The 23,557-nt window shown below is 53.2% G+C and carries 25 protein-coding genes; 5 read left to right on the plus strand and 20 right to left on the minus strand.

What is annotated here, in order from left to right; genetic code table 11:
- Positions 1 to 7: 7 nt before the first annotated feature.
- Positions 8 to 1,186, minus strand: coding sequence for a DNA-binding protein (locus JJU47_RS12835; protein WP_228620146.1), 1,179 nt, complete (start codon positions 1,184 to 1,186; stop codon positions 8 to 10).
- A gap of 153 nt (positions 1,187 to 1,339) precedes the next feature.
- Between JJU47_RS12835 and JJU47_RS12840 the strand changes: the two genes are divergently transcribed.
- Positions 1,340 to 1,852 carry a hypothetical protein gene (locus JJU47_RS12840; RefSeq protein ID WP_228620149.1) on the plus strand — a complete coding sequence of 171 codons (513 nt, stop codon included), beginning with the start codon at positions 1,340 to 1,342 and terminating at the stop codon, positions 1,850 to 1,852.
- Positions 1,853 to 1,893: 41 nt separating this feature from the next.
- Here JJU47_RS12840 and hfq read toward each other — a convergent pair whose 3' ends face one another.
- From hfq to JJU47_RS12855, 3 genes are all read right to left on the minus strand, one after another.
- Complete coding sequence (hfq, locus tag JJU47_RS12845) at positions 1,894 to 2,142, minus strand: RNA chaperone Hfq (RefSeq protein WP_012726185.1); 249 nt, start codon at positions 2,140 to 2,142, stop codon at positions 1,894 to 1,896.
- A gap of 12 nt (positions 2,143 to 2,154) precedes the next feature.
- Entirely contained in the window at positions 2,155 to 3,105 is a 951-nt protein-coding gene (gene miaA / locus JJU47_RS12850; RefSeq protein WP_228620151.1) for a tRNA (adenosine(37)-N6)-dimethylallyltransferase MiaA, read from the minus strand.
- A 237-nt stretch (positions 3,106 to 3,342) separates the two neighbouring features.
- Positions 3,343 to 3,936, minus strand: a complete 594-nt coding sequence (locus tag JJU47_RS12855; RefSeq protein WP_483298129.1) for an AmiS/UreI family transporter — start codon at positions 3,934 to 3,936, stop codon at positions 3,343 to 3,345.
- Between the two features lie 87 nt (positions 3,937 to 4,023).
- Between JJU47_RS12855 and JJU47_RS14645 the strand changes: the two genes are divergently transcribed.
- On the plus strand, positions 4,024 to 4,152 hold the full coding sequence (locus JJU47_RS14645) for a hypothetical protein (RefSeq protein ID WP_300997927.1): 129 nt from the start codon (positions 4,024 to 4,026) through the stop codon (positions 4,150 to 4,152).
- 9 nt (positions 4,153 to 4,161) lie between these two features.
- On the opposite strand, the gene JJU47_RS12860 is transcribed toward JJU47_RS14645, so the two are convergent.
- The 4 genes from JJU47_RS12860 to JJU47_RS12875 all read right to left on the minus strand — a co-directional run bounded on the left by JJU47_RS12860 (position 4,162) and on the right by JJU47_RS12875 (position 8,104).
- Entirely contained in the window at positions 4,162 to 4,443 is a 282-nt protein-coding gene (locus JJU47_RS12860) for a polyphosphate kinase 2 family protein (protein WP_228620155.1), read from the minus strand.
- 44 nt (positions 4,444 to 4,487) lie between these two features.
- Positions 4,488 to 6,017: a M4 family metallopeptidase gene (locus JJU47_RS12865; RefSeq protein WP_228620157.1), complete on the minus strand. Its 1,530-nt coding sequence runs from the start codon at positions 6,015 to 6,017 to the stop codon at positions 4,488 to 4,490.
- Positions 6,018 to 6,192: 175 nt separating this feature from the next.
- Entirely contained in the window at positions 6,193 to 7,191 is a 999-nt protein-coding gene (locus JJU47_RS12870) for an ABC transporter permease (RefSeq protein WP_228620159.1), read from the minus strand.
- Positions 7,184 to 8,104, minus strand: a complete 921-nt coding sequence (locus JJU47_RS12875) for an ABC transporter ATP-binding protein (RefSeq protein WP_228620161.1) — start codon at positions 8,102 to 8,104, stop codon at positions 7,184 to 7,186. The genes JJU47_RS12870 and JJU47_RS12875 overlap by 8 nt, the downstream gene beginning before the upstream one ends.
- A 118-nt stretch (positions 8,105 to 8,222) precedes the next feature.
- Between JJU47_RS12875 and JJU47_RS12880 the strand changes: the two genes are divergently transcribed.
- Complete coding sequence (locus tag JJU47_RS12880; RefSeq protein WP_228620164.1) at positions 8,223 to 8,972, plus strand: GDSL-type esterase/lipase family protein; 750 nt, start codon at positions 8,223 to 8,225, stop codon at positions 8,970 to 8,972.
- Positions 8,973 to 8,994: 22 nt separating this feature from the next.
- Here JJU47_RS12880 and JJU47_RS12885 read toward each other — a convergent pair whose 3' ends face one another.
- Positions 8,995 to 9,687: a GNAT family N-acetyltransferase gene (locus JJU47_RS12885; protein ID WP_228620166.1), complete on the minus strand. Its 693-nt coding sequence runs from the start codon at positions 9,685 to 9,687 to the stop codon at positions 8,995 to 8,997.
- Complete coding sequence (locus JJU47_RS12890; RefSeq protein WP_228620168.1) at positions 9,687 to 10,799, minus strand: mandelate racemase/muconate lactonizing enzyme family protein; 1,113 nt, start codon at positions 10,797 to 10,799, stop codon at positions 9,687 to 9,689. Before JJU47_RS12890 ends, JJU47_RS12885 begins: the two co-directional genes overlap by 1 nt.
- Positions 10,800 to 10,878: 79 nt before the next feature.
- On the opposite strand from JJU47_RS12890, the gene JJU47_RS12895 reads away from it, so the two are divergent.
- Both JJU47_RS12895 and JJU47_RS12900 read left to right on the plus strand, forming a co-directional pair.
- Entirely contained in the window at positions 10,879 to 11,562 is a 684-nt protein-coding gene (locus JJU47_RS12895) for a hypothetical protein (protein WP_228620170.1), read from the plus strand.
- Between the two features lie 93 nt (positions 11,563 to 11,655).
- The gene (locus JJU47_RS12900; RefSeq protein ID WP_228620172.1) at positions 11,656 to 12,066 is read left to right on the plus strand and encodes an HTH domain-containing protein; all 411 of its coding nucleotides are present in this window, start codon (positions 11,656 to 11,658) and stop codon (positions 12,064 to 12,066) included.
- Positions 12,067 to 12,102: 36 nt separating this feature from the next.
- Here JJU47_RS12900 and nhaC read toward each other — a convergent pair whose 3' ends face one another.
- The 10 genes from nhaC to mutL form a co-directional block, all read right to left on the minus strand.
- Positions 12,103 to 13,524 carry a Na+/H+ antiporter NhaC gene (nhaC, locus tag JJU47_RS12905; RefSeq protein ID WP_228620174.1) on the minus strand — a complete coding sequence of 474 codons (1,422 nt, stop codon included), beginning with the start codon at positions 13,522 to 13,524 and terminating at the stop codon, positions 12,103 to 12,105.
- 109 nt (positions 13,525 to 13,633) lie between these two features.
- On the minus strand, positions 13,634 to 14,743 hold the full coding sequence (locus JJU47_RS12910) for an amidohydrolase (protein WP_228620176.1): 1,110 nt from the start codon (positions 14,741 to 14,743) through the stop codon (positions 13,634 to 13,636).
- Between the two features lie 22 nt (positions 14,744 to 14,765).
- Positions 14,766 to 15,110 carry a DoxX family protein gene (locus JJU47_RS12915; protein ID WP_228620178.1) on the minus strand — a complete coding sequence of 115 codons (345 nt, stop codon included), beginning with the start codon at positions 15,108 to 15,110 and terminating at the stop codon, positions 14,766 to 14,768.
- Positions 15,111 to 15,164: 54 nt separating this feature from the next.
- Positions 15,165 to 16,415 (minus strand): S1C family serine protease, encoded by a 1,251-nt coding sequence (locus JJU47_RS12920; protein ID WP_228620180.1) that lies wholly within the window; start codon positions 16,413 to 16,415, stop codon positions 15,165 to 15,167.
- 123 nt (positions 16,416 to 16,538) lie between these two features.
- Positions 16,539 to 17,357 (minus strand): fumarylacetoacetate hydrolase family protein, encoded by an 819-nt coding sequence (locus JJU47_RS12925; protein ID WP_228620183.1) that lies wholly within the window; start codon positions 17,355 to 17,357, stop codon positions 16,539 to 16,541.
- A gap of 54 nt (positions 17,358 to 17,411) precedes the next feature.
- A complete protein-coding gene (nrdG, locus tag JJU47_RS12930; RefSeq protein ID WP_228620233.1) occupies positions 17,412 to 17,867 on the minus strand; it encodes an anaerobic ribonucleoside-triphosphate reductase activating protein in 456 nt (151 codons plus the stop codon).
- Positions 17,845 to 19,695: an anaerobic ribonucleoside triphosphate reductase gene (locus tag JJU47_RS12935; RefSeq protein ID WP_228620185.1), complete on the minus strand. Its 1,851-nt coding sequence runs from the start codon at positions 19,693 to 19,695 to the stop codon at positions 17,845 to 17,847. Before JJU47_RS12935 ends, nrdG begins: the two co-directional genes overlap by 23 nt.
- A gap of 185 nt (positions 19,696 to 19,880) precedes the next feature.
- Complete coding sequence (locus tag JJU47_RS12940) at positions 19,881 to 20,714, minus strand: formate/nitrite transporter family protein (protein WP_228620235.1); 834 nt, start codon at positions 20,712 to 20,714, stop codon at positions 19,881 to 19,883.
- Between the two features lie 212 nt (positions 20,715 to 20,926).
- Entirely contained in the window at positions 20,927 to 21,583 is a 657-nt protein-coding gene (locus tag JJU47_RS12945; protein WP_228620187.1) for a 50S ribosomal protein L25/general stress protein Ctc, read from the minus strand.
- Between the two features lie 163 nt (positions 21,584 to 21,746).
- Positions 21,747 to 23,555 carry a DNA mismatch repair endonuclease MutL gene (gene mutL / locus JJU47_RS12950; protein WP_228620189.1) on the minus strand — a complete coding sequence of 603 codons (1,809 nt, stop codon included), beginning with the start codon at positions 23,553 to 23,555 and terminating at the stop codon, positions 21,747 to 21,749.
- Positions 23,556 to 23,557 lie beyond the last annotated feature (2 nt).

Genomic DNA, 23,557 nt, shown 5'->3' on the forward strand with positions numbered 1-23,557 from the left:
CCTCACTTCATAGATTGTCATGGACTCGTGCCCACTTTTCGTAACGGGCGTCGAGCAAGTCGATCAAGTGCAGGAGCCAGCCTTCCGTCGTCGCCGGGAGCACGCTCGATCCCCATTCTCGCTTCCCGTGGTGCGATAAGATCATGTGCCAGATCCGGTGATGGACGTCGAGCGGCAACACGACGCCCGCGCTGCGTTGACTCTTCTCGAACAAGAGCCCGCCATACGGCATATGGCCAATCAAACTTCCCATCGGATTGATCGAGATTCCTGTCGTCTCACTCGTCCCACTGACGGCGAACAACTCTTCGAATCGCCGTGGCGACGACAGCAAATGACTATACTCATACAACTTGCCGATATCATGGAACAAAATGCCGAGGGCAAGCTCGTCCCAACGCAACGGCTCTTTTAACTCAGCGATCGCCTCACACGCCGCGTAGAGCGACTCGAACGTCCCGCGGAACGCTTGCTCGACTTTTACACCGTTCATCGTATTCCATACGTCTACTTTGTGCAACTGCTCGGCTTCTTTCAACACACGGAAAACCGTCGCCAAGTAATCGTCCTGCTCTTGGATCCGATAACCGAGCCGGAGCATACATGTCGTATGCTTCAGCAGGCCGCCTGCGTAATTATGATGATGGTATAAGGCAGCCGGGGCCAATACGAAATCGTCCCACACATCATCGAGAAGGGCGTGAGCGATTTTCTGAGCGTCAGGAGACAGAGTGGAAAGGAGCGCGAATAGCTCTTCTGCGAACGCTTCAATCGTCTCCTCACCCGGCAATCCCGGCAGCAACGACACCGCCTCGTCACGCGAGATCGGTTGCACTTTGTCGATCGTGATCGACTTGGCTCCGTCCGGCTTCGGATAGACATCGATTTTCCCTGACAGTTCGACGACCCCCGATTCGTAAATCGGGAGAAGTTGATCTTCGTTTCCGCGCAACCAATGCTTGGCTCGAATCAATCCGCTCGCCGTCGTCACGCTCAGTTGGAGCCACTTCGCCCCGGATTTCCCTTCACGAACCTCGACCGTACTGACGAGCGCCTTCGTTTGAACAGGTGTCCCGTCGGTAAGATCCGTCAAACGTTCATCGGACTTCTCCATTGTCGGGATTCGATACGTCTGTCGGTCGAACGTGCCTCCTAAGACTGGATCGATTTGTTGATAATAATTCATGTTAGCCCCTCCTTCACATCTGTGCCCATTGTACCGTTTTTTACACGAGCAGGCGAACATACTTTCGTTACAGGTAGGAAAATCTGTTTGAAATATTGAAAGCGCTTACTTTTATTGGTACGATAGAGATAGTTCGAAAAAGGGGGAATCGACATGATTTCATTAATTGATACGTATGAACGTCTCATCGCGACAGGGGAAGCGACACGTTATGCGAACGACCATCCGACGATTCAACATATTTTAGATGCGGCCGCCTGCCCGGTGCCTGAAGCCGAGCTTGAGCAAGCCGTCACCGGTCATGCCGGTAATCCATATACGCATGACTCAGTGCTTGATTCAGTGATCGAGCACGAGTTGAAAGGGGCGATGGCAGCGCTCATCGTCACGGGTTACCCGATTCAAACGCCGCTCGCGAAAGCGGTCGTGTTATCGGCGTTCGCCCGGACGAACCGGATGAACATCGAGAAGTTCAAAGAGCTCGGCCATGCCGACTTGCTCGTCCGGATTCAAGCAGCGGAACGCGCTTGGAAGCGGACGTTCGCCCATCTGTACCGCTCGGCACCAGCACAACTGTGCGACCAACTCGAGTCGATTCTCGGCGGTTGCGCGATCCATCGTGTCCTCGAGGCAATCGATCACGACCCGAACGTAAAAACGGCATAAGAAAAGAGCGGTCCCCGGGCCGCTCTTTTCTTATGCTTTCATCAACCTTCTGTCACTTCGACCGCATCCGGCTCATACAGTGTGACGTTACGCGCCGGCGAGAACGTCGAGATCGCATGCTTGTAAATCAACTGTTGCCGTCCCTCTGACTCGACGATGACGGTGAAGTTGTCAAACGACTTGATGACTCCCCGAATTTGAAACCCGCTTACTAAAAACACGGTCGTCGGCACCATTTCTTTGCGTAACTGGTTTAAAAAGTGGTCTTGGATGTTATAGCTTGCCTTCATGTTGCATTCCCCCTAGTCTATGTCTCTTTCAAATAATCGGAATTTTCGAAAAAACCCCTCAACCTCATCATAAATATTTTTATACGATAGTTCAAATGATTTTCTTCCCATATCTACCCAAATCCCATCAAATTGATGGCGGAACCACGTCAATTGTCGTTTGGCGAACTGGCGCGTGTGTTGTTTCAGCGTTTCGCGCATTCGTTCTTCGGACATACGCCCTTCGACGAAAGGCACGACTTCCTTATAACCGATCGCTCGCATCGCCTGGGTGTCCCCGTAACCTGAGTCGAGAAGCCGAGTCACTTCTTCAACGAGCCCAGAGGCGAGCATCATATCGACCCGTTCGTTGATCCGTTCGTATAACACGTCACGATCGGCGTGTAAGACGAACAGCTTGTATGCGTAGTGTTCGGATGGTGCGCTGTCCATCGCTTGAACATCTCCTTTTAGTGCCACTTCTAGCGCTCGGATGACGCGGCGGACGTTATTCGGATGGATGAGTTCGGCTCGTCTCGGGTCGAGGGCGCGCAACCGGTCATGTAACGCTGCAGCGCCATGTTGTTCCGCCTCTTGCTCGAGCTCCGCACGCAACGCCTCGTCGACCGGACGTTCCGTGAACTCATAGTCGTAAAGAATCGCCCGGATGTATAAACCAGTGCCACCAACTAAAATCGGCAGCTTGCCGCGCGCATAAATATCGTCAATCGCCGCACGGGCGAGCTGTTGAAACTTGGCGACACTCATCGGCTCATCCGGATCACAGATGTCAATCAAGTGGTGCGGGATGCCCTCCGCTTCCTCGACCGTCACTTTGGCCGAACCGATGTCCATCCCCCGATACACTTGAACCGAATCTCCTGAGACGATCTCACCGTTGAACGCTTTCGCCAGCTCGATTCCGGTCTTCGTTTTACCGACCGCCGTCGGTCCGACGATCACGATGACTGGTGTTTTTTCCATCTTGCTCACTCCTCAAACGAAAGACCGTTTCTGTAAGGAAACGGTCTGTCAAATTCTTCGTTTAATTGTATCATCAAATACGACGGCAAACAGCATCCATCCACATAATAGTAGCCCGAGCAACAAAATTAATCCATCACTCATGTATGTCCGCCTCCTTTTCTTTCTCATTCCCGATTTTCACACTTTAGACACAAATTAACACGCACAAAAAAAGACGCTCACGAGGAGCGCCTATCATGAAGTCGCTTCGACGAGACGACGTTGCCGCCAAATCGTCAAGCTGAAGTACAGCACAGCCGTGCCACTCGCTGCCCACCAGATGACCGTGTAGAGCGGAGTCATCAATCCGGCGAGACCGACCATCGCAGGTACGATCAACGTGAGCCAGGCGAGGACGAGCGCGACGCGAGCAGTCAACGCATCGACAGGACGACCGAGTCCCATGCCGAGGAAGAAGAGTGCCCACAGGAACGCCCAAAACGTCCACATCGCCCCGTCCACAAAGTCGGCACGTCCAAAGCCGATTCCTGCGTAAAACAGTGCTGCGATTGCGACGAAGAGTGAGAACCAACCGACGCCTCGCCCGTCCATGTTAAACAAGAACGTCACGCCGACATACAAGTACGTGAAGGCGAACAAATAAATGCCAGCATAACCGAATACTTCTGCCGGTGCGGCGTTGACGACGAGCCACGTCGCGATGAATGACTGCAAGACACCGGTGAATAGGCTGAACACACCCGCACTCTTCACATCAACTTTTCCTAACATGACGAGGCTGTTTAAAAACAACGCTACGCCCCCAAACAACAAACTGATATTCCCCACGCTCATTACTCCTTTGTACAGATGTCTGACGTCTTTCGATATATCCACTGTACTGTGAATTCGTTTTCAACGCAAGAGGGGAAATTGTTGTTCACGAGGACGTCAAACTTCATTCGTCTTGAGGGTATGGATGGCCTCATCGATCTTTTCTTACTCTTCTTCCGTGAACGTCGGAAATTGCGGGTCGATGCGCTCCAATACATCAATCATGACTGACGATACGATTTAGCGGGCATACCATTCGTCATCGGCCGGCAGCACGTACCACGGCGCATGCTCGGTCGCTGTCTGCGACAGCATGTCAGCAAAGATGGCTTGATAGTCGTCCCAGTACTGTCTCTCCTCGACGTCACTGAAGGAGAACTCCCAATTTTTCTTCGGGTCTTTCAACCGCTCCAACAGTCTGTCCCGTTGAACATCCTTTGAGACGTTGAAGAAGAACTTGATGATTTCGAATCCATTCTCGTTTGAATAGCGCTCGAAATCATTGACCACACAAAAAACCATCGACTCCTTTCGAAGTCGATGGTGATCCATTCAGTGTTTGTCTATCAGTTGATGCCGACCGCGTCGAACGACTTCGCCGCAGCAATCGCTTCTGGGCTCGTCGCGCCGTATAGGTCTTTCGCCGACTGGACGACCGCTTGACGGAGGCTCGAGAAGTTCGATGTTGGCGTCAAGTATACCGTGAGGGCACGGTAGTAGATGTCGCCCATCTTCATGACACCGACACCTTGGACCGAGACGCCGTAGTGCGTGCCACCGTTACCGAGCAGGTAGGCCGCTTTGTTGACGATGCCCGAGTTGATGTGGACGCCGCCATTATCTTGCGTGCCTGTGTAACGTTTCGAGTAGTGGTCTGGGTCCCCGTAAGCAGCCGGGTCCGCCATCGAGCGAAGACCGTCACCGGCGACGCCTGGCGTGTAGATGTCTTCCCCGATCAACCAATCAAAGTTCGAGCCGACGCTATACTCGGCGACCGTTCCGAAAATATCCGAGACCGCTTCGTTGATGGCCCCTGACTCGTTTTGATAGATGAGTCCTGCCGTGTATTCCGTGACGGCGTGTGACAGCTCGTGCGCGACGACGTCAAGTGCCCCCGAGAGGTACGTGAACGTTTGCCCGTCCCCGTCGCCGTAAACCATCTTGCTGCCGTCCCAGAACGCGTTGTTGTAACTGCGGCTGTAGTGAACGGTCGAGTTGAGCGCGGCCCCGTTGTTGTCGTAACTATTCCGGCCGTATGTGTTCTTGAAGAAGTCATACGTTTTCGTCGCGTTGACGTGTGCGCTGACCGCGGCCCGGTCGTACGTCGTGTTCAAGACGTTATCGACATCGGCCCAAAGTGAACCTGGCAACCGCGTCCGGTTTCCGGCGTCGTACGTATAAATGCCTTTACCTCGTGTAGAATCTTGAAGATAGTAGTACGACCCGCTCTTCGTCGTCTTGAACGTCTGGCTTTGTCCAAGTACATCGATCCCGGTTCCAGTGTACGTCGTTCCGGTGACACCGTTCGTCGGTTTCGCGTGCGCCAGCTGGTTATATTTATTCAACACGTCTCCGCTCGCTGCATCGATGAAGTACGTCCAACGTGACGGCTCGTCCGCATCGAGAATCGTCCCCGTCACTTCATACGCATAGACGGCGGTTTCTCCGTTCGGATAGACGACGAGTTCTGCTTGCGGCTCAAGCTCATACGCACCTTCATGGCCGACAAGTTGTTTGTAACGTGCGACCGCTTTTTTCTCATTCAACTTGATCGACTTATGTAACCCTTTCACTTCTTTCGCGTCATCGACGACCGTCTTCAATTGGCCCGCCTCATCGACGATCCCGACGACGATGCCTCCGAATACCGGAACGCCGTCGACCGTCTGTTGCAACTTGACGACTTGACCGACTTTGTCTCGTTTTGACTCGATCGTCTTGAATTGACCTTTCGCTTTCGCATACTCTTTGACGATGGTCGTCGGCGCTTCGCTCGACGGTTTCGTCAACGTGCCCGATTTGAGTTCGCTTGCACCGACGAGTTGCGGGACGAGTAGGACGCCCGCGATGAGTGATGTGGACAATACTTTTTTCATAATTGTTTCCCTCCTTATGTGGTGACTCCTACTTTACATAGTTTCCCACAATTAATGAATCCAACTTTCTAATTATTTTGACAATTTAAAATATTAAGTCAATAGGACTAGTTTGTTCCTGTCGGCTAGCCCTTTCAACCGCACAAAAAAACGTCGCCCGTGAAGGCGACGCCGATCAATATACATCTTTTTGAGTGAAATGATAAAACGCGAAGCCAAGCGCGGCAAGCGCCCAGGCGGTAATGATGACGAGCGAGAACGGTAACGTCATGCCGTCGATCGGTGGCGCCTGTCCTTCCAAATAGGTATGAAGACCGAAGTTGACGTTCACTAAATATTTCGAGCTGTCCCAATTCGAGCCGAGCGACGTGAGGAGCGGTCCCGAAATGAGCACGGCCATCATGATTCCGATCCCGGTTGCCGTATTCTTGACGACGACGGACACCATGAGGGCGATCGTCCCGACTGCAGCGACGACGAACCAAGCGAGCCCGACGGACATGAGTAAATATTGCCACATCGGGAGCGTATGCACGAAGTCGGTCGAGAACGTTCCGGTCGGAGAGGCTTGGAAACCTGTCAATATCGGGGCGGTCCACCCGTCCCAACCGAGCACGATCCCGGAAATCGCGTAACTGACGAACGCCGTGATAAAAATGAGGAGCGACGTATACAGCAACGTCGTCATCCATTTGGCGAGCAGAATCTTAAAGCGCCGGACCGGCCTCGACAACAAGGTCTTGATTGTCCCGTCGTTATGTTCCCCGCTGACGATATCGGCCATGAGGACGATAATGAACAGCGGCAAGACGAGGGTCGTCCCTTGCGAGAAGAAGATGCGCATGAACGTTGGAGCACCCGGATAGCTCGGATTAATGTCATTATCTAAGTAATATTGGTTCTGTTGGACACGAAATTCAAGGATTTGCCGGAACTCGTCCTGCACATTCGCCGAGGCGAGCCGGTTCTGCGTATCGATGATTTCTTGCTGAAGATCGACACGCCAGTCAATCGTCCCTTGCTCTTCCCGCTGTTTCTCGATTTGACGATAGTTCGCATACGTGAACATCGACACGAGGACGACGAGAATCGTCGACACGACAAGCAGACGTCGCTTCCGATGAATCTTTAATACTTCGTTCCGAATTAAACCTATTAATGAAGGATTAGACAATATGGTCACCTCCGGTCAATGTGATAAACAGTTCTTCAAGCGTTTGCACACGCCGTTCTAAACCGGAGACAGCCACATCGCGTTCAAGCAAATAACGGTTCAATCGGGCCGTGTCTTCTAAGTTCATCGAGACACGGATTGTCCGCTCATCGACGACGTCCGCTTGCGTGACCGACTCAAAGCCACGCACGACCGGCAACGCTTCGAAACTGTCCGGGACATGGATGTCGACCGTCGATGCAAGTTCGTTAATCAAGTCTTGCACCGTCCCGACTTTCACGATTTTTCCGCGCGACATGATGGCGACACGATCAGCGAGGAGCTCGATTTCCGCCAAAATGTGGCTCGAAACGAGCACGCTCAAACCGGTCTCTTCAACGAGTCGCCGAATGAAGAGGCGGAGGTCGCGGATCCCCATCGGATCAAGCCCGTTCGTCGGCTCATCTAAGATGAGGACGCGCGGGTTGTTGAGGAGCGCCTGCGCAATTCCTAACCGTTGCCGCATCCCGAGCGAGTACGTCTTCACTTTATCATCGATGCGCGCCGTCAAATCGACGAGGTCGATGACTTCTTGGATTCTCGCCTCGGTCACATCCGGCAACATACGGGCGAACACTTCCAAATTTTCACGCCCGCTCAAAAACTTATACAGCTCTGGGTTTTCGACGATCGCCCCGATTTGGGTCATCGCTTGCACGAATTCACGTTCGACGTTGTGGCCACAAATCGAAACGGTCCCTTTCGTCGGTTTGATCAAACCGACGATCATCCGTATCGTCGTCGTCTTCCCGGCCCCGTTCGGTCCTAGGAAACCGAACACTTCACCTGGGAACACATCGAACGAAATGTTGTCGATGATCGTCTTCTTTCCAATCACTTTGCTCAATTGATTAATCTTCAATGTTGGTTGCATCGTCTCACCTCTTTTCCATTCTAGCGGACACAGACATGATCTGTCCTATTCGAACATTCACATAGGGCAGGTTCGGGAATATTTGATATGATAGTGGCAACGAAAGCGAGGTCATCAGATGAAAAATCGAAAATGGTATGCGTTTTTGATCGGTACGCTGTTTCTCACGGGGACAGCTCTATATGGACTATGGATCGGGTATCAAGATATCGTTCATCCTCCGGAACGGACACTTTCCGTGAATGAAGACGCCCGTCCGGAACCGGAAGGCGAAGTGTTCGTCGCACTCGGCGATTCACTGACGCGAGGGGTCGGATCGACGTCTGGCGCCGGATACGTCCAGCCGGTCAGCCGAGTACTGCAGGAAGACGGGATTCGTTCGCAAAACTTGGCCGTCTCCGGTGCTAGAACCGAAGACTTGCTCGCCCAACTTGAGCAACCTGAAGTCAGACGGACAATCGCGAATGCCCGGTACATCACATTGACCATCGGGGGCAACGACTTGTTCAACCGCGGCGAGAACGTCGATAATTTCGAATCAGTCGATATTGAGCAAGTCGTGACCGACGCAAAAGCGAATTTGAATGACATCTTCGCTCAATTGCGCGATTTAAACGACAGCGCCCAAATCGTCTACATCGCCCTCTATAACCCGTTCCAAGACAACGAGAACGGTCAGGCGTTCAACCAACTCATCCTCGATTGGAACGCTTCGGCCGCAAGTTTCGGCAATGCGCACCGCATCGACGTCATCGACCCGTTCGCCTACGTGTCTGACGTCTCCCGAGATCTCGCGACCGACCAGTTCCATCCGAGCGACCGGACGTATGAAAAGTTTGCGGATGACGTTTTGTTCGTCCTCGATTAATAAACAGGCCTGATCACATTGATCAGGCCTGTTCGCGTTCATAACGGACGTACCAGTTGTCGCCATCTTGACGCATCCCCGTGCCGTACCAACCGTCTTCTAACCGTTCTGCCTGCAACGACGTGTCCGCCATGTCAATCCATTCCGGCTCTCCGCCCGGTTGCCAACCGGTATGGAGCTCTTTCATGAAAATATAGCGAAGCTTGCCGCCGTATTTCAGCTTCAACGCACCAATCCGTAAGCCGAGGGCGAACTTGTCTTTTAGACTCGGGATATTGAACGGAGCGACGGTTGCGCAGACGAGGTCGAACCGGCTATCTTGACTCAACTCCTCCATCAACAGACGGCCAAGGTGTTGCTGGAGACGATACCCACGAAAAGAGGGGTGCACGTTCGTCACTTCTTGATAAATAATCCGGTCGAGTCCATGCTCGGGATAACCGATGTCCCGTCCGAGATGCTCCTCGTCAAGCGGCGGGATGAGGAGCGCCCGAAACGCGATCAACGTCTCGTCATGGAACGCTCCAAGCATCGTCTTGTCCGCCAACAGTTTCCGGAACTCTTCGGTCGAAAGCGACTCATACTGGCTCGCGAACGCCAACTCGGCCACGACCGCGTCTTGAACCGCTTCGATTTGCGAGAGATCATCGGCCGACAAATAGCGGACGCTTAGCGTGATTCCGTTCCATACCCCGTTCCATACCTCGTCTCGCATCAGTCGATCACCTCGTAACGTGCCGTCGTCAATCGTTCGAGCACTGCTTCATCGACATCGATCCCGAGCCCAGGTTGATCGTTCAATCGAATGTGCGGCAAGTCGTACGATAAGTTGCCGATGTCTTCAGAGAAACGGAGCGGTCCCGTCAATTCGACCGAATGAACGATTTTGCTTGAAAAGGCGACGTGGAAACCGGCACTCGAAGCGACGGACGATTCGACCATCGATCCGATTTGACACTCGATCCCTGACATCTCTGCGACATGGAGAAGTTTTTTTGCCGGATAAATGCCGCCACACTTCATGAGCTTGATGTTCACTTTGTGGGCGGCCTGCATCATCGTCAATCGACGCATCTCACTCATGCCCCGGACGCCTTCATCGATCATGAGCGGCACATTGATCTTCGATTTCACTTCGACCATGCCTTCGAAATCATCAGCACGGACCGGCTGCTCGACCCAATCGAGGTCATATCCGTCGAGTTGTTTCATCGCCTGCAGTGTTTTGCCGGCATTGACCCAGCCTTGATTCACGTCGATTCGAATCGGCACGCCCGGCCCTACCGCTTGACGTACCGCTGCGACGCGCTCGACGTCTGAGGCGACGTCGACCCCGACTTTCATTTTGACCGACGTGTAGCCCGCCTCGATTTGTTGCTTCGCCTCATGCGCCATCGCTTCCGGTTCCCCTATGCTTAAAACGTGCGTCACCGGGAAAGCGTCATGGTAACGTCCACCGATCCATTCATACACCGGAAGCCCAAGTTTTTTTCCGACGAGGTCGTGACAAGCGATATCGAGTGCCGCCTTAGCAGCCGGCACGTCACGGATGGCCCGGTCCATCACGTCATGGATTTGCTCGAGGTGCATCGGGTTTTTACCGAGCAACATCGGTCCGAGCAAGTGACGGATGACGCTGATCGTGCTTTCGAGAGACTCGCCGGTGACGTGTTCGTCAGCTACGGCTTCCCCGTACCCGACATGACCACAGGCGCTCGTCATCTTGACAATGACCGACGGCATGTCGTCGTAGCGATGATAACTGACGATAAACGGTACTTTTAGCGGTAACCGAATCGCGAATAATTCAATCTTCTCAATTTTCATGTTCATTGCTCCTTTACTTCTAACGTGTCGTTAGTTATATTGTCGTTAAATAGTCGCTATATTGCAAGGAGGAGTTTTCATGTCCATCCAAATCGCCATCGTCGGTTCGTCAGCGTTCGTCGCGACCGTCTCGCACGCCGCACCGAAATTCGACGATGTCCGTTTCGCCTACTTCACGTATACTCACCCTCGCGAAACGGCCCAGATCGCGGCACAGCTCGGATCTTACGACGGCGTCTTTTTTTCCGGGTCGTTCCCTTATGCCTATGCGACGCCTTATTTGAACGAGACGATCGCCCATCACGTCGTACAAGATGAGACCGTCCTATTGACGACCATTTTATATGCGACGCTCGCCCAAAAGCTCGCTCTCGATGAATTGACGATCGATGTGAACGAACCGGAGCGGCTAAACGACATCTTCACGGCGTTTACCGACTTGACGCAACCCGCTGTGATGAAAATCGATCCGGATGTCGACTTCTCGGACGTGTTTCGCTTTCACGTTTCGCATCAACAACGTGACTCCAAGTTGGCCGTAACGAGCATCGAGCGGGTTCATCGCCAACTGCTCGAAGAAGGATTTAACAGCCAGCTCATGATCGAACCGGTCAGCACGGTCATCCATCATCTTGAAAACCTCATCGGCCAAGTCCGAAAGCATCTTGCCGACTTGTCTCAGTTCGCCATCGTCCTTTACGCCACGACGAGCATTGCGCTGCGCGAGCATTTACACACGATGCGGCATCAAGGCCACGTCTAAACCCAAGACGATACGCCTTTACTTCTCACGACAAAATGTGAGATTGCGCATGCCCTCGAGACAGCGACGTTGTCCCCTCGTGACGACGATTCCGTGATCGGCATCGGGTACGGTTCCGACTACCAGACGGCACTCGAGCATGCCCGCATCGCCTTGTCCGCCTCAACCGAACAGCAGATGCGAATCGTCGATGCGACGAAACGGTTGTCGTTCCCGGAAAGTGGCGAATCTGTCCAGTATCGGGTGACCGACGAGAATGCTTTTGACATAATTAAACGAATCGGGATCAGCCCGGTGAACATCGGAAAGATTCTTGCGTTTTCCAAACGTAAACATGAGTTCACCGCTAAAGAATTGACTGACTATCTCGGGGTATCTCGACGGACGACGGAACGGCTCATCAAAAAACTTCATGATGCCGGATTCGTCGATGTGATCGGCGAAGAGATGAGTTATGCCCAAGGACGTCCCCGCGCCGTCTATATATTTAAGTTACCGTCCTGAAAACAGGCGCATCGCACATGAGCGACGCGCCTGTTTTTATTGGGCTTCCTGTTCAATCGGCGGTTCTGCCTTCAACACGTGAAGCTTTGCAATCGTGAAGCCAGTGAACGCGTAAATGATGGAGATGACCGGTACGATAAAGTTCAAGATGGCATATGGCGCATACTCGAACGCCCCGACGCCGAGCGTACCGAGAATGAACACCCCGCACGTGTTCCACGGAATGAACACCGATGTGAGCGTCCCGCCGTCCTCGAGTGCGCGGGATAGATTTTTTGATTGGAGTCCCATCTTCTCATAAGCACCGGCAAACATGCGCGCCGGGACGACGATTGATATGTACTGTTCAGAACACGTCGCGTTCGTAGCAAAACCGGCCAAAATCGTCGACGCGATCAGCGATCCGGCTGACTTCGCGAGTTTCACGATCTGATTCATGATCGATTGGAGCATCCCCGAATATTCCAATATCCCCCCGAACGTCATCGCAACAATCGTCATCGAGACGGTGTACATCATCGCGTCTAACCCGCCCCGACTGAACAAGTTGTCGACGAGTTCGTTCCCCGTATCGATGACGTACCCGCTCTGGAGCGCTCCGACGCTGTCAGCGAGCGAACCGCCTTGGACGAAGACTTGTGCGAGGAAACCGAGCGCGATCCCGACGACGAGCGCCGGGATGGCCGGCACTTTTTTTGCGACGAGCACGATGACGGCAAGCGGAATCAGCAGCAGCCACGGCGAGATGAGAAAACTGTCTTTTAAAATCCCAAGCGTCTGTGTGATCTCCGATGAATCCGTCGACGTCTCTCTGAATCGTCTGCCGATCCAGAAATAGACGCCGAGCGCAATCAACAACCCCGGGATCGTCGTATACAGCATGTGACGAATGTGTTCAAACAAGTTCGTGTGCGTCAATCCGGCTGCAAGGTTCGTCGTGTCCGACAGCGGCGACATCTTGTCCCCGAAGTACGCTCCTGAGATGACCGCCCCCGCGACCATCGCTGCCGGAATCCCCATACTGAGCCCAATCCCCATCCCGGCGACACCAATCGTCCCCATCGTCGACCAAGAACTGCCGATTGAGAGGGCGACGACGGCACAAATCAAGCAAATCGTGACGAGGAAATAAGCCGGTGAGATGATCGTCAATCCGTAGTAAATCATCGTCGCGACAATCCCTCCCCCGATCCAGGCACCGATCGTCAACCCGACGAGAATGATGATGACGACGGCCGGCAATGCGAGCCGAATCCCTTTGTACATCATCTCCTCGATCTCTTTCCACTTGAAACCGTGCTTGTAGGCGACGATCGATGCGACTGCCGTCCCGATGATGAGCGGGATGTGCGGTCCTTGCTCGAGCAAGACGATCGCCACCAGCATGACCCCGATCATGACAAGTAGCGGCAGAATCGCCCACCCGAGCTTCATTTCTAATTTGTTCCCCTGTTCCATACGTTTTCCTCCCCGTTAGCGAAAAATTCAGAATTGTCGTTATATTGTCGCTAATAGAATTATGATAACGCTTACATCGTTTCTTGGCAATAGAAAAAAGACGAAAGCATTATGCTCCCGTCTCTATCCCTACTACCGCTCGCCGCAACGTATCGGCGAGCAAAAGCGCCCCTTCTTGTAACACGGACCGGTCAAACGTCATCTCTGGGTGATGGAGGCCCGGCGTCAAGTTCGCGCCGATCCCGATCATCGTCGCATCGAGCGTCGGTTGTTTGACCGTATAAAAATGAAAGTCATCGCTCCCCGACGTGACGACGCGCTCGACGAGTGCCGAAGGACCGTAACGCTCCACGATTGCCTCGCTCGCATGACGGCTCGACATTGGACCGACGACGGCGCCCGGCGTGAAATCTTCCCAAGCCCAGTCAATCGTCACCCCGTGGAGACTAGCGATTTGAGACAACATCGTCTCGACGCGGTCACGTAAAGCGAGCAGCTCATCGTTCGCTTGTGCGCGCACATCAATCGAAAACGTGGCGTTGCCCGGGATGATGTTCAAGTTATCACTTCCTGCCTGGACGCCTGTCAACTTGATCGAGTGTGGCTCGAACGGGGACAAATAAATATTTTTCAACTGTTGCTGAATCGTGAACACGACATCGAGCGCATTTTGCCCTTGGTGCGGGCGCGCACCGTGCGCATCGTCCCCGAGGATACGGCCTTTCATAAAAATGGCGGCCCCGTGTTGAATCGTCGCCGCAAATTGACCGAGTGCCAGCTCCTCGGCAGGACGCAAGTGAATGCCATACAGCTCGGTCACGTCGGCGAGTGCCCCTTTTGAAATCATCGCGAGCGAACCGTTCCCTTGTTCTTCGGCCGGTTGAAAGATGAACCGGATTCGTTTCGACAACTCCTCATGTCTCAAGATGTCGAGCGCGCCGAGCACCATGCTGATGTTGGCGTCGTGCCCGCACGAATGGTTTGCTTTGAACGTTCCGTCAACTTGTTGCCATAAGGCGTCAATATCGGCGCGGACGGCGATGACTTCCTCCCCAGCACCGATTTCGGCGATGACACCCGTGACGTCGTCGTACGTCTCGTGACGAACTCCCCATGACGCCAGGATGGCCGCAATCGTCGATGTCGTTTCAACTTCTTTCCAACTCACTTCAGGATGAGCGTGAAAGTGTTCGAACCATGTCAGTACGTTTGTACTCATGTTGCATCCCTCCGTATGTACATTATATTTTCTTTACTCCTTTGATGAGCACCCACTGCAGCGGCAGACGAGCCCATGTCACCCAGTTCGGAATCGGTCTCCTTCCAAGACGTGACGGCTTGAGCGCCATATTGATGTTTGCCGGGAAGACGGCGAGCAAGAAGGCCGGCAACGTCTTTTTGACGAAACCCGTCCCGCGGTTCATGAGCAACAACGCGCCGTAGACGATTTCGATCACGCCGCTTGCCTGAACCATGAATCGCTTGAACGGCCACGACTTCGGGATGATGGACATAAAGGCACGCTCTTGGACGAAATGCATGATTCCTGCTCCTAAAAATAATATGCCATATAACGTACGAATCATTATAACCCCTCCTTTTTTACAGCATACCAAAAAAGGCGGGCAACATGCCCACCTTTACAGTGCCGAACCATTCACGTTTTGAATCTCGACGTCGACCGTCTCCGTCTGGCCGTTTCGAATGTATTCAATCGAAACCGTTCCGTCCGTATCGCGAATCAATTCGCTTCGGAGGTCAATGAAAGAAGAAACGTCTTGGTCATTGATCTTGACGATGACATCTCGCGCCTGCAACCCGGCCCGTGCGGCTGAACTATTCGATTGGACGTCGATGATGATCGTGCCGTTCGTCACCGTTTCCGGTAAATTGATTTGTTCTGTCAAGTATCCGGGTGGAAACTCGGACACATCCCGGAGTGACACGCCGAGGGATGGGTGGTTCACTTCACCGGTCTGCTCGATTTGGTTGATGAGCGGCAAGGCGATATCGATTGGAATCGAGAAGCCGACGCCTTCCACCGTATCGGTCGCAATTTTCATCGAGTTGATTCCGATCAATCGGCCCGATTCATTGATGAGCGCACCACCTGAGTTACCCGGGTTGATCGCGGCGTCGGTCTGAATGACCTCGGCGTTGAAATCGGCCTGTCCGTTCTCGTCCGTATCGACCGGGACGAGTCGTGACGTTGACGAGACGACGCCGCGCGTGACCGAATTCTCGAACTGTCCGAGCGGGTTACCGATCGCGATGACCGTCTGTCCTGGTTTCAACTCACCCGATTTTCCAATCGTGATGACGGCCGGGACGTCGTCCGCGTCGACTTTGAGCACCGCCAGGTCATACGTCGCGTCACTCCCCATCAATGTCGCATCTGCCGTCTTCCCGTCATTGAACGTGACCGTCAGACGGTCAGCCCCGTTCACGACGTGGTGGTTGGTGACAATGTATGCGGCGTCTCCTTCTTTTTTGTAGATGACACCAGACCCGACACCCGCCTCGACCGCTTCACTCGAGAAACCAGTCGCAGCAAAGTTGTTCACCGTCACGACAGCCGGTTGCGCCGCCGCAACGGCATCGGTCACGGACGTATCCCCGACGCCGGAAGACGTCTGAACCGGCGTCCCTTCAGATGTGACTGCCGTATCGTTCACGTTGCTCGGTGCTTGATCCAAAAACGGTAACGCGACCGCCCCCGTCACGAGCGCCCCGATGACCCCGCCCACAAACCCGGGAAACATGCGTCCCATAAAAGACGGTTTGGCCGATTGGTCCGCACGAGGCGGTGCCGGTTGCCGGGTCGACGAACCGAGTTCGGTGTCGAGCCAGTCTTCACGTCGATTGTCTTCATGATGGTCGTTTCGTTCCATGTTCATTCATCTCCTCAATGATGTTTCCTCTAATCTCTACCTTGATTATAATCGGAACAGATTGACCCATCGAGAATTGACGGAGCGTTTACAAAATTCTTCACAATTTGCGTCAATGTCGATTTAGACGATGACGTTCCGTAGCGTCCCGAGCCCAGTGATCGATACTTCGACGGTATCGCCCGTCTGCAAGTAGACAGGAGGTTTCATCCCGTGTCCGACCCCGGCCGGTGTTCCCGTCGCGATGATGTCGCCCGCTTCAAGCGTCATCCCTGTCGACAACGTTCGAATCAGTTCTTCAATCGGGCGGATCATCTCGTCTGTCGTCCCAGACTGACGATTTTGTCCGTTCACTTTCGTCTCAATCGTCAACGGGAACGATAGCTCATCCGGCGTAACGATGTAAGGACCGATCGGACAGAACGTATCAAACGACTTGCCGCGGAAAAATTGGACGTGCTGCTTTTGGACGTCACGCGCGGTGATATCGTTCAAGATGGTGTACCCGAAAATATGGTCCGCGACGTGTTCGATGTCTCGACCGGACTTGCCGATGATGACGGCGAGCTCGCCTTCATAGTCGAGCTGATCGGTCAGCTCAGGATGCCGTTCGACGACCGCCTCAGGCCCGACGACCGACGTCGGTGCTTTCGTGAAAATGACCAATTTGCCGGCCCCTGCCGTATCCATCTCTTTCACGTGTTCTTCATAGTTCTTGCCGATACAAATCACGTTTTTGAGCGGCCGGTACGGGGCGAGCAATGTGACCGCGTCGATTGGATAGACCGGGGCGACATCGAGGTCGATGTCCGGCTCAAATTCGCGGGCGATCACTTCTAACAACGAGTTCGTATGTAATTGATTGCTGACGTCATAGACGTTCATCCCATCGACGATACCGATCGCCGTCTCTCCGTCACGTTCGTATGTACACCATTTCATGTAAATTCCCCCTTTTGTATCAGTATACAAAAAATCGGGACGCTGTCGCCCCGATTACACTTTATTCAAAAAGATGATGCGCTGATTGCTAGAACCTCTAAAGCGTAGTGACCGGTCGAGTAACGTTTCCACAAACTTGCCGTCGACGAGTACGTCAGCATGATCGAGAACGTCATTGACCTGTTCATCTTCGAGTTGCTCGAGCGCCTCGAGCGTATACCCGGTATACACCCAGACGTTTTTCCCGAGCGCCTTGCAGCCGCGGACGAGCCGAGACAGCTCGCGCGGCTGCAAAAACGGTTCTCCTCCCGACACCGTGACGCCGTCCCAACCGGACGCTTCGACCCGTTCGAGCAACGACTCGACCGTCACCTCGTCCCCGCCTTTCGGATTCCACGATTCAGGGTTATGGCAGCCGCGGCATCGGTGCGGACAGCCGGCTGTAAAGATGACGGTCCGCACACCGGGCCCGTCGACGACTGATTCATCAAGTACGGATAGGACGCGCATCATGTTTCACCCTCGCTCTTTCTTCTTCTCGTTTTGCCGAGTTCCAACGGTCCATCGTGCCGACCAAGTAACCGGTAATACGGCGGATTCGTTCGATTTGTTCACGTTCCCCGCACGTCGGGCACGCCTCATCAATGATTCCTTCGAGTCCGCAACTGCCGCAACGGTCGACCGGATGGTTTATCGAGCCGTAACCGACGTCATACTGACGCATGAGTCTGACAATCGACTCGACCGCTTCCGGATTATGGGCAAGTGACCCGTCGACTTCGACATACGTGATATGACCGGCATCACAAAGCGCATGATACGGCGCTTCTAGCCGAATTTTTTCTCGGATCGATACGTTCTGATAGACCGGGACGTGATAGGAATTCGTGTAGAAGGCGCGATCGGTCACTCCTTCGATCATTCCAAACGACTGTTGGTCTTTTAAAACAAATTTACCGGATAACCCTTCTGCCGGCGTTGCCAATAGCGAGAAGTTCAAGTCGTAGCGTTCTGCCGCCTCCTTTACCCGCTCGGCCAATCGAGTCACGATATCGAGACCGAGCCGCTCAGCATCTCTTGATTCTGCATGCGTCGCCCCGGCGAGCACGCGCAACGTTTCCGCGAGTCCGATAAAACCGACAGACAACGTCCCTTGTTTCAACACTTCCCGAAGCTCATCGTCAGGGGCGAGCGTCTCACTACCGCGCCAGACGTGCTGGGCGTACAAGAAGCGGAACTCATCCGCGCGACGTTTGCACTGATATTCAAATCGTTCAAGCAATTGTTCGATGGCGATGTCAGTATACGCATCGAGCGTCTCATAAAACGATTTCAAATCAGACGAGACGAGTGCGATCTTGACGAGATTCAGCGTCGAGAACGACAGATTCCCCCTACCGATCGACGTCTCGGCACCGTGACGATTCCCCATGACTCGGGTGCGACACCCCATGTAAGCGACCTCCGAGGCAGGCGTGCCGTCATAATACGCAGCATTGAACGGGGCGTCGACAAAGGAGAAGTTCGGGAAGAGTCTTTTCCCGGTAACCTGGCACGCCAACCGGAACAAGTCAACGTTCGGATCATCCTCGTGAAAGTTGACTCCTTCTTTCACTTTAAAAATTTGAATCGGGAAAATCGGCGTTTCCCCGTTCCCGAGTCCCCGTTCTGTCGCCTTTAACAATTCCCTGATGAAGACACGGCCCCATAGCGATGTGTCGGTCCCATAATTGATGGAGACGAACGGCACTTGACCGCCGCCGCGGGAATGCATCGAGTTCGCGTTATGGATGAACGCCTCGCATGCTTGGTACGTTGCCTTGACCGTCTCTTGTTCTGCAATCAATTCGATTTGGTTATCCGATAAGTCGACCGGAAGTGACTTCAAACGTTCCACATGCCGGTCGTACGTTTTCTCGACGTACGGGGCGAGATCAGCATCAAACGTCGGAAACGCTTGCCCGCCATGCTGCATGTTTTGGTTCGCTTGAAGGATGATCGATGCGAGTGCCATCGCCGAACGGATATCTTGAGGTGGTCGGATCGTCCCGTGTCCGGTATGGAATCCGTTCGTGAGCAAGTCCCCGAGAGGGATTTGACAACACGTCGTCGAACCGGTCACATAGTAGTCCGCATCATGGACGTAAAGGAAATTGTCCGCAATCGCTTGTCTTGAGCGCTCCGACAACAAGTACGCCGTTGCCAACTCTTTTGACACTTCAGACGATAGGCGCGCCAATTTACCGAGCGGTGACTTCCCGTCGACGTTAGCGTTTTCTTGCACTAAATCTTGATCGGGGAGGACGCAGACGTCCTTGTACAGTTGAACTAAATTCATTTCGCAACACCTCACTATATATTGATTCATCGTTCGTTATAAACGGTTGAATGACCTATATATTGATTATGTCACGTTTGACGAATACAAGGCGGGACGAAATTGTGACAGTTGATCCGAGCGCAGATGAGAAAAAACAGCCGAATCCTAGGCGTGGACTCGACTGTTACGATTCGTGATATAAGTCATACTTCTTTAGCAGGCTTGACGATTTTCAGTTCGACTTCTTCAGATTCTTGGGCTTCCCGCAATCCTTTCGCGTTTAACCACGTGTAGATGGCTCCCATGAATAACGCCCCGCCGATAATGTTCCCGAACGTTGCCGGAATCAAATTGTGGATCGCCCCAGCGAAACTGATCGTCTCCGGATGCGGGACGACGAGTGTGAGCGCGAATAAGACGAAATTAGCGATGACATGATCGAATCCTGAGGCGAAGAAGACCGCGACGAGAAAGATCATGGAAAAGATTTGGGCGAACTCATTTTTCATTTGTTTCGGTAAGAAAATCGCGAGACAGACCATCCAGTTACAGAAGATGGCTCGGAAGAAGATCTCCACGGTCGTATGGTGCATCTTGCTCTCGACGACTGCGAACAACCAATTGTCCATCCCGAGCTCTTGAATCACGCCTGTTGGTGCGAGCAACAAGGCAAATAAAATCCCCCCAAGGGCGTTCCCGACAAAACAAAGCAACCAGACGAGCATCGTGTCACTGAGCGTCGTATAACCGCGCATCGTCGACGTCGTGAAGTACATCGTGTTCCCGGTGAACAACTCGGCTCCCCCGTAGATGATCATGACGAGAGCGATCCCAAACGAGAAACCACCGATGAGCGTCGTGAACGGTGAGTCGATCAAATACATGCCGTTGACGACTTTTAACGTAAAGATTGAAGCGAACCCGATAAAGATCCCCGCGAGCATTGCCCGTAAAAAATATTCCATCGGCCGATAATGAATCATGTGCGAGGACGCCTGTGCTTTCTTCCGCAATGATTCAAGTGCATGGATTTCCATTGATGCCATGTCACAAAACCCTTCTTTCTGTTTGAATGAACCTATTAAATAAGAACGTATATGTGAAATCATTAACAATATAAGCCCAACCGCCTGAAAAAGCAATCGCCGTTTCAAGATGTTGACACATTTTTCACATCGTAATCGTTTACATATGGCGAAGTCGTGACAACAAAAAACGACCCTCGAGGAGGGCCGTTTGAAATCGCTACTTATTCTTTTTCTGAAGACTCTTCTGAGGCATCTTCTGCTGATTCTTCTGACGCTTCAGTCGATTCAGCACCACCTTCAGGAGCTGTCTCTTCGTCAAGCTCTTCCACAGCGACCGGTTCGTTCACAGACGCGATTTGAAGTTCGCCGTCTGAGACGATTTCGTAGTCTTTGTTCTCAGGAATGTCAGCTACCGTTACCGAGTCGCCGATGCCAAGTTCAGATACGTCGAGCTCGATCCGCTCTGGGATGTTCGCTGGCGTCGCTGAGACCGTGACTTTGTACAACGTTTGCGCCAAGTAGCCGCCTTCTTTGACGCCTTTCGCGTCGCCGACGAGCGTGACGTCCGCTTCGACTTCCGTCGCTTCGTCCATCTTCACTGCCATGAACTCGACGTGCTTGTATTCGTTCGTGAACGGGTCAACTTCTGCACCGTGCACGAGCGTGTTTACTTTTTTGCCGTCGATGTTCAATTCGATCAAGGCGTTATCGCCATGCTCGCGAAGAATTTTACGGAGCGCCATTTCTTCGAATGCGACCGGTGTGCTCTCGACTTTGTAGCCGTAGACGACACCTAACACTTTTCCTTCTTTGCGCAAGTTCGCGCGGACCGAACGTGGTCGTAGTTCTCGTTTCGTTACATTGAGCTTGTCTGCCATAATCTTTTCCCCCTACTGGTTTATCGATCATGTCTACATCTTGAGGGTGAGGCAGTGTAAGAGCCACCTCTCAACCTCGATGCGTTTAGCGACATGTGTATATTGTTCCCAGAGGCCGGTCAAGGTAAACGTTACAGCCCGTTAAAAAAAGATTACAGCGTTGTCACATGACGCGCTTGAATAGCTTCTCAAGTTCATACGTGCTCCACTTCACGAGAATCGGCCGTCCGTGCGGACACGTGTACGGAGATGCGGTCTGATTCAAATCATCGATCAGTTGGCGCATCATCTCGATGTTCAACGGATGGTTCGCTTTGATTGAACGCTTGCACGCCATTAAGATCGAAGCCTCTTCGCGATACTTGGCAATATTAATGGAGCGGTCACGAATCGCCATCTCAATCAAATCGCGGACCGTTCCTTCGAGATCATGTTGCGGGTACCACGTCGGGATCTCGCGAACGAGAAACGTGTTGCCACCGAACGGCTCAAGTTGAAGACCGGCTTCTTCTAATAGCGGGGTGACTTCCTCGATGGCGAACGCTTCTTCTTGCGTGAATTCAAGAGTGAGCGGAAGAAGCAACAACTGATACTCTTTTTCGGGACGGCCGAGTTGCTCGTAAAACAGCTCATATTTGATCCGTTCTTGGGCAGCGTGCTGATCGATGACGTACATCCCGTCCTCGGCACCACAGACGATGTAGCTCGCATGGAGCTGTCCGATAATGTCGAGCGGAGGAAGCCGTTCTTCACGTTTCTCGGGGCGTGGCGCTTCGAACGCTTCTCGTTCCCGTGGCTCTTCTTGAACGAGCGGTGTCGGAGACCACTGGCTCGGAGACGTGATCGGTTCACGGGGAAGCGGATAGTTCCATTCAACCGGCTCCTTCACTTCAGGCGAACGTTCGACGGTAAAATCTAGCCGTTCTTGTTCAGACTGGACACGCTCCGGTTGCAGTTTCGGCTTCGACTGCACGGACGGGATGAGCCGTTGTTCGCGGAGCGTCAATTGCACGGTCTCGCGAATCAATTGACACAGTTCTTTCTCTTTCGAGAGCCGAACTTCCCGTTTCGTCGGGTGAACGTTGACATCGATGAGCATCGGGTCCATCCTCACCTCGAGCACGGCAATCGGATAGCGCCCGATTGGAAGGAGCGTATGGTATCCATCGAGCACACTTTGCGTCAACGCGAAGTTTTTAATGCTCCTCCCGTTCAAGATGAGTGTCACGTACTGTTTATTCGACCGAGTCACTTCCGGGCGGACGAGATACGCGCTCAAACTGTAATCGTTCGTCTTGCTCGTCGCCGTGACGATCTGCGAGGCGACTTGGCGGCCGTATATGGCGAGCATCGCTTGCTTAACGTCTCCGTTCCCGTTCGTCCGGAGCAACTCTTTGTCTTCATGGAACGCTGACAGACGGACTTCCGGATGGGATAGCGCGATTCGGTTGAGCGTATCGGTAATGCTCGCAAGTTCCGTCGCCGACGTCTTCAAATACTTCAACCGAGCCGGTGTATTGAAGAACAGCTGACTGACGGTGATTTCCGTGCCGACGTTGGTCGCTGCCGGGATCGTTTCGGTTACGACGCCGCCTTGCAGCGTCATTTCGAACCCGACTTCTTCTGCGCGGCGAGACTTGAGCGTGACGTGACTCACCGAAGCGATCGACGCGAGCGCCTCGCCTCGAAAGCCGAGCGTACGAATACGGAACAAGTCGTGTTCATCGCGAATCTTGCTCGTCGCATGACGTAAAAAAGCGCGCGCGGCATCTTCTTCATAGAAACCGTGGCCGTTGTCACGAACTTTAATCAACCGGATTCCGGCCTCCTCGAGTTCAACCTCGATCTTTGTCGCACCGGCATCGATCGCGTTCTCGACGAGTTCTTTTACGACCGAGGCCGGCCGCTCGACGACTTCACCGGCAGCGATTCGGTTCGCTAACTGTTCAGGAAGTTCTTGAATGATGCCCATCG

Origin of the sequence: Exiguobacterium sp., assembly GCF_020832205.1 — a bacterium.
Lineage (GTDB): Bacteria > Bacillota > Bacilli > Exiguobacteriales > Exiguobacteriaceae > Exiguobacterium.

Coding starts and splice junctions, on each gene's coding strand:
- JJU47_RS12835 (WP_228620146.1), bottom strand. CDS start 1,186: ATGAATTATTATCAACAAATCGATCCAGTCTTAGGAGGCACGTTCGAC.
- JJU47_RS12840 (WP_228620149.1), top strand. CDS start 1,340: ATGATTTCATTAATTGATACGTATGAACGTCTCATCGCGACAGGGGAA.
- hfq (WP_012726185.1), bottom strand. CDS start 2,142: ATGAAGGCAAGCTATAACATCCAAGACCACTTTTTAAACCAGTTACGC.
- miaA (WP_228620151.1), bottom strand. CDS start 3,105: ATGGAAAAAACACCAGTCATCGTGATCGTCGGACCGACGGCGGTCGGT.
- JJU47_RS12860 (WP_228620155.1), bottom strand. CDS start 4,443: ATGGTTTTTTGTGTGGTCAATGATTTCGAGCGCTATTCAAACGAGAAT.
- JJU47_RS12865 (WP_228620157.1), bottom strand. CDS start 6,017: ATGAAAAAAGTATTGTCCACATCACTCATCGCGGGCGTCCTACTCGTC.
- JJU47_RS12875 (WP_228620161.1), bottom strand. CDS start 8,104: ATGCAACCAACATTGAAGATTAATCAATTGAGCAAAGTGATTGGAAAG.
- JJU47_RS12880 (WP_228620164.1), top strand. CDS start 8,223: ATGAAAAATCGAAAATGGTATGCGTTTTTGATCGGTACGCTGTTTCTC.
- JJU47_RS12885 (WP_228620166.1), bottom strand. CDS start 9,687: ATGCGAGACGAGGTATGGAACGGGGTATGGAACGGAATCACGCTAAGC.
- JJU47_RS12890 (WP_228620168.1), bottom strand. CDS start 10,799: ATGAAAATTGAGAAGATTGAATTATTCGCGATTCGGTTACCGCTAAAA.
- JJU47_RS12895 (WP_228620170.1), top strand. CDS start 10,879: ATGTCCATCCAAATCGCCATCGTCGGTTCGTCAGCGTTCGTCGCGACC.
- nhaC (WP_228620174.1), bottom strand. CDS start 13,524: ATGGAACAGGGGAACAAATTAGAAATGAAGCTCGGGTGGGCGATTCTG.
- JJU47_RS12910 (WP_228620176.1), bottom strand. CDS start 14,743: ATGAGTACAAACGTACTGACATGGTTCGAACACTTTCACGCTCATCCT.
- JJU47_RS12915 (WP_228620178.1), bottom strand. CDS start 15,110: ATGATTCGTACGTTATATGGCATATTATTTTTAGGAGCAGGAATCATG.
- JJU47_RS12920 (WP_228620180.1), bottom strand. CDS start 16,415: ATGGAACGAAACGACCATCATGAAGACAATCGACGTGAAGACTGGCTC.
- JJU47_RS12925 (WP_228620183.1), bottom strand. CDS start 17,357: ATGAAATGGTGTACATACGAACGTGACGGAGAGACGGCGATCGGTATC.
- nrdG (WP_228620233.1), bottom strand. CDS start 17,867: ATGCGCGTCCTATCCGTACTTGATGAATCAGTCGTCGACGGGCCCGGT.
- JJU47_RS12935 (WP_228620185.1), bottom strand. CDS start 19,695: ATGAATTTAGTTCAACTGTACAAGGACGTCTGCGTCCTCCCCGATCAA.
- JJU47_RS12940 (WP_228620235.1), bottom strand. CDS start 20,714: ATGGAAATCCATGCACTTGAATCATTGCGGAAGAAAGCACAGGCGTCC.
- JJU47_RS12945 (WP_228620187.1), bottom strand. CDS start 21,583: ATGGCAGACAAGCTCAATGTAACGAAACGAGAACTACGACCACGTTCG.
- mutL (WP_228620189.1), bottom strand. CDS start 23,555: ATGGGCATCATTCAAGAACTTCCTGAACAGTTAGCGAACCGAATCGCT.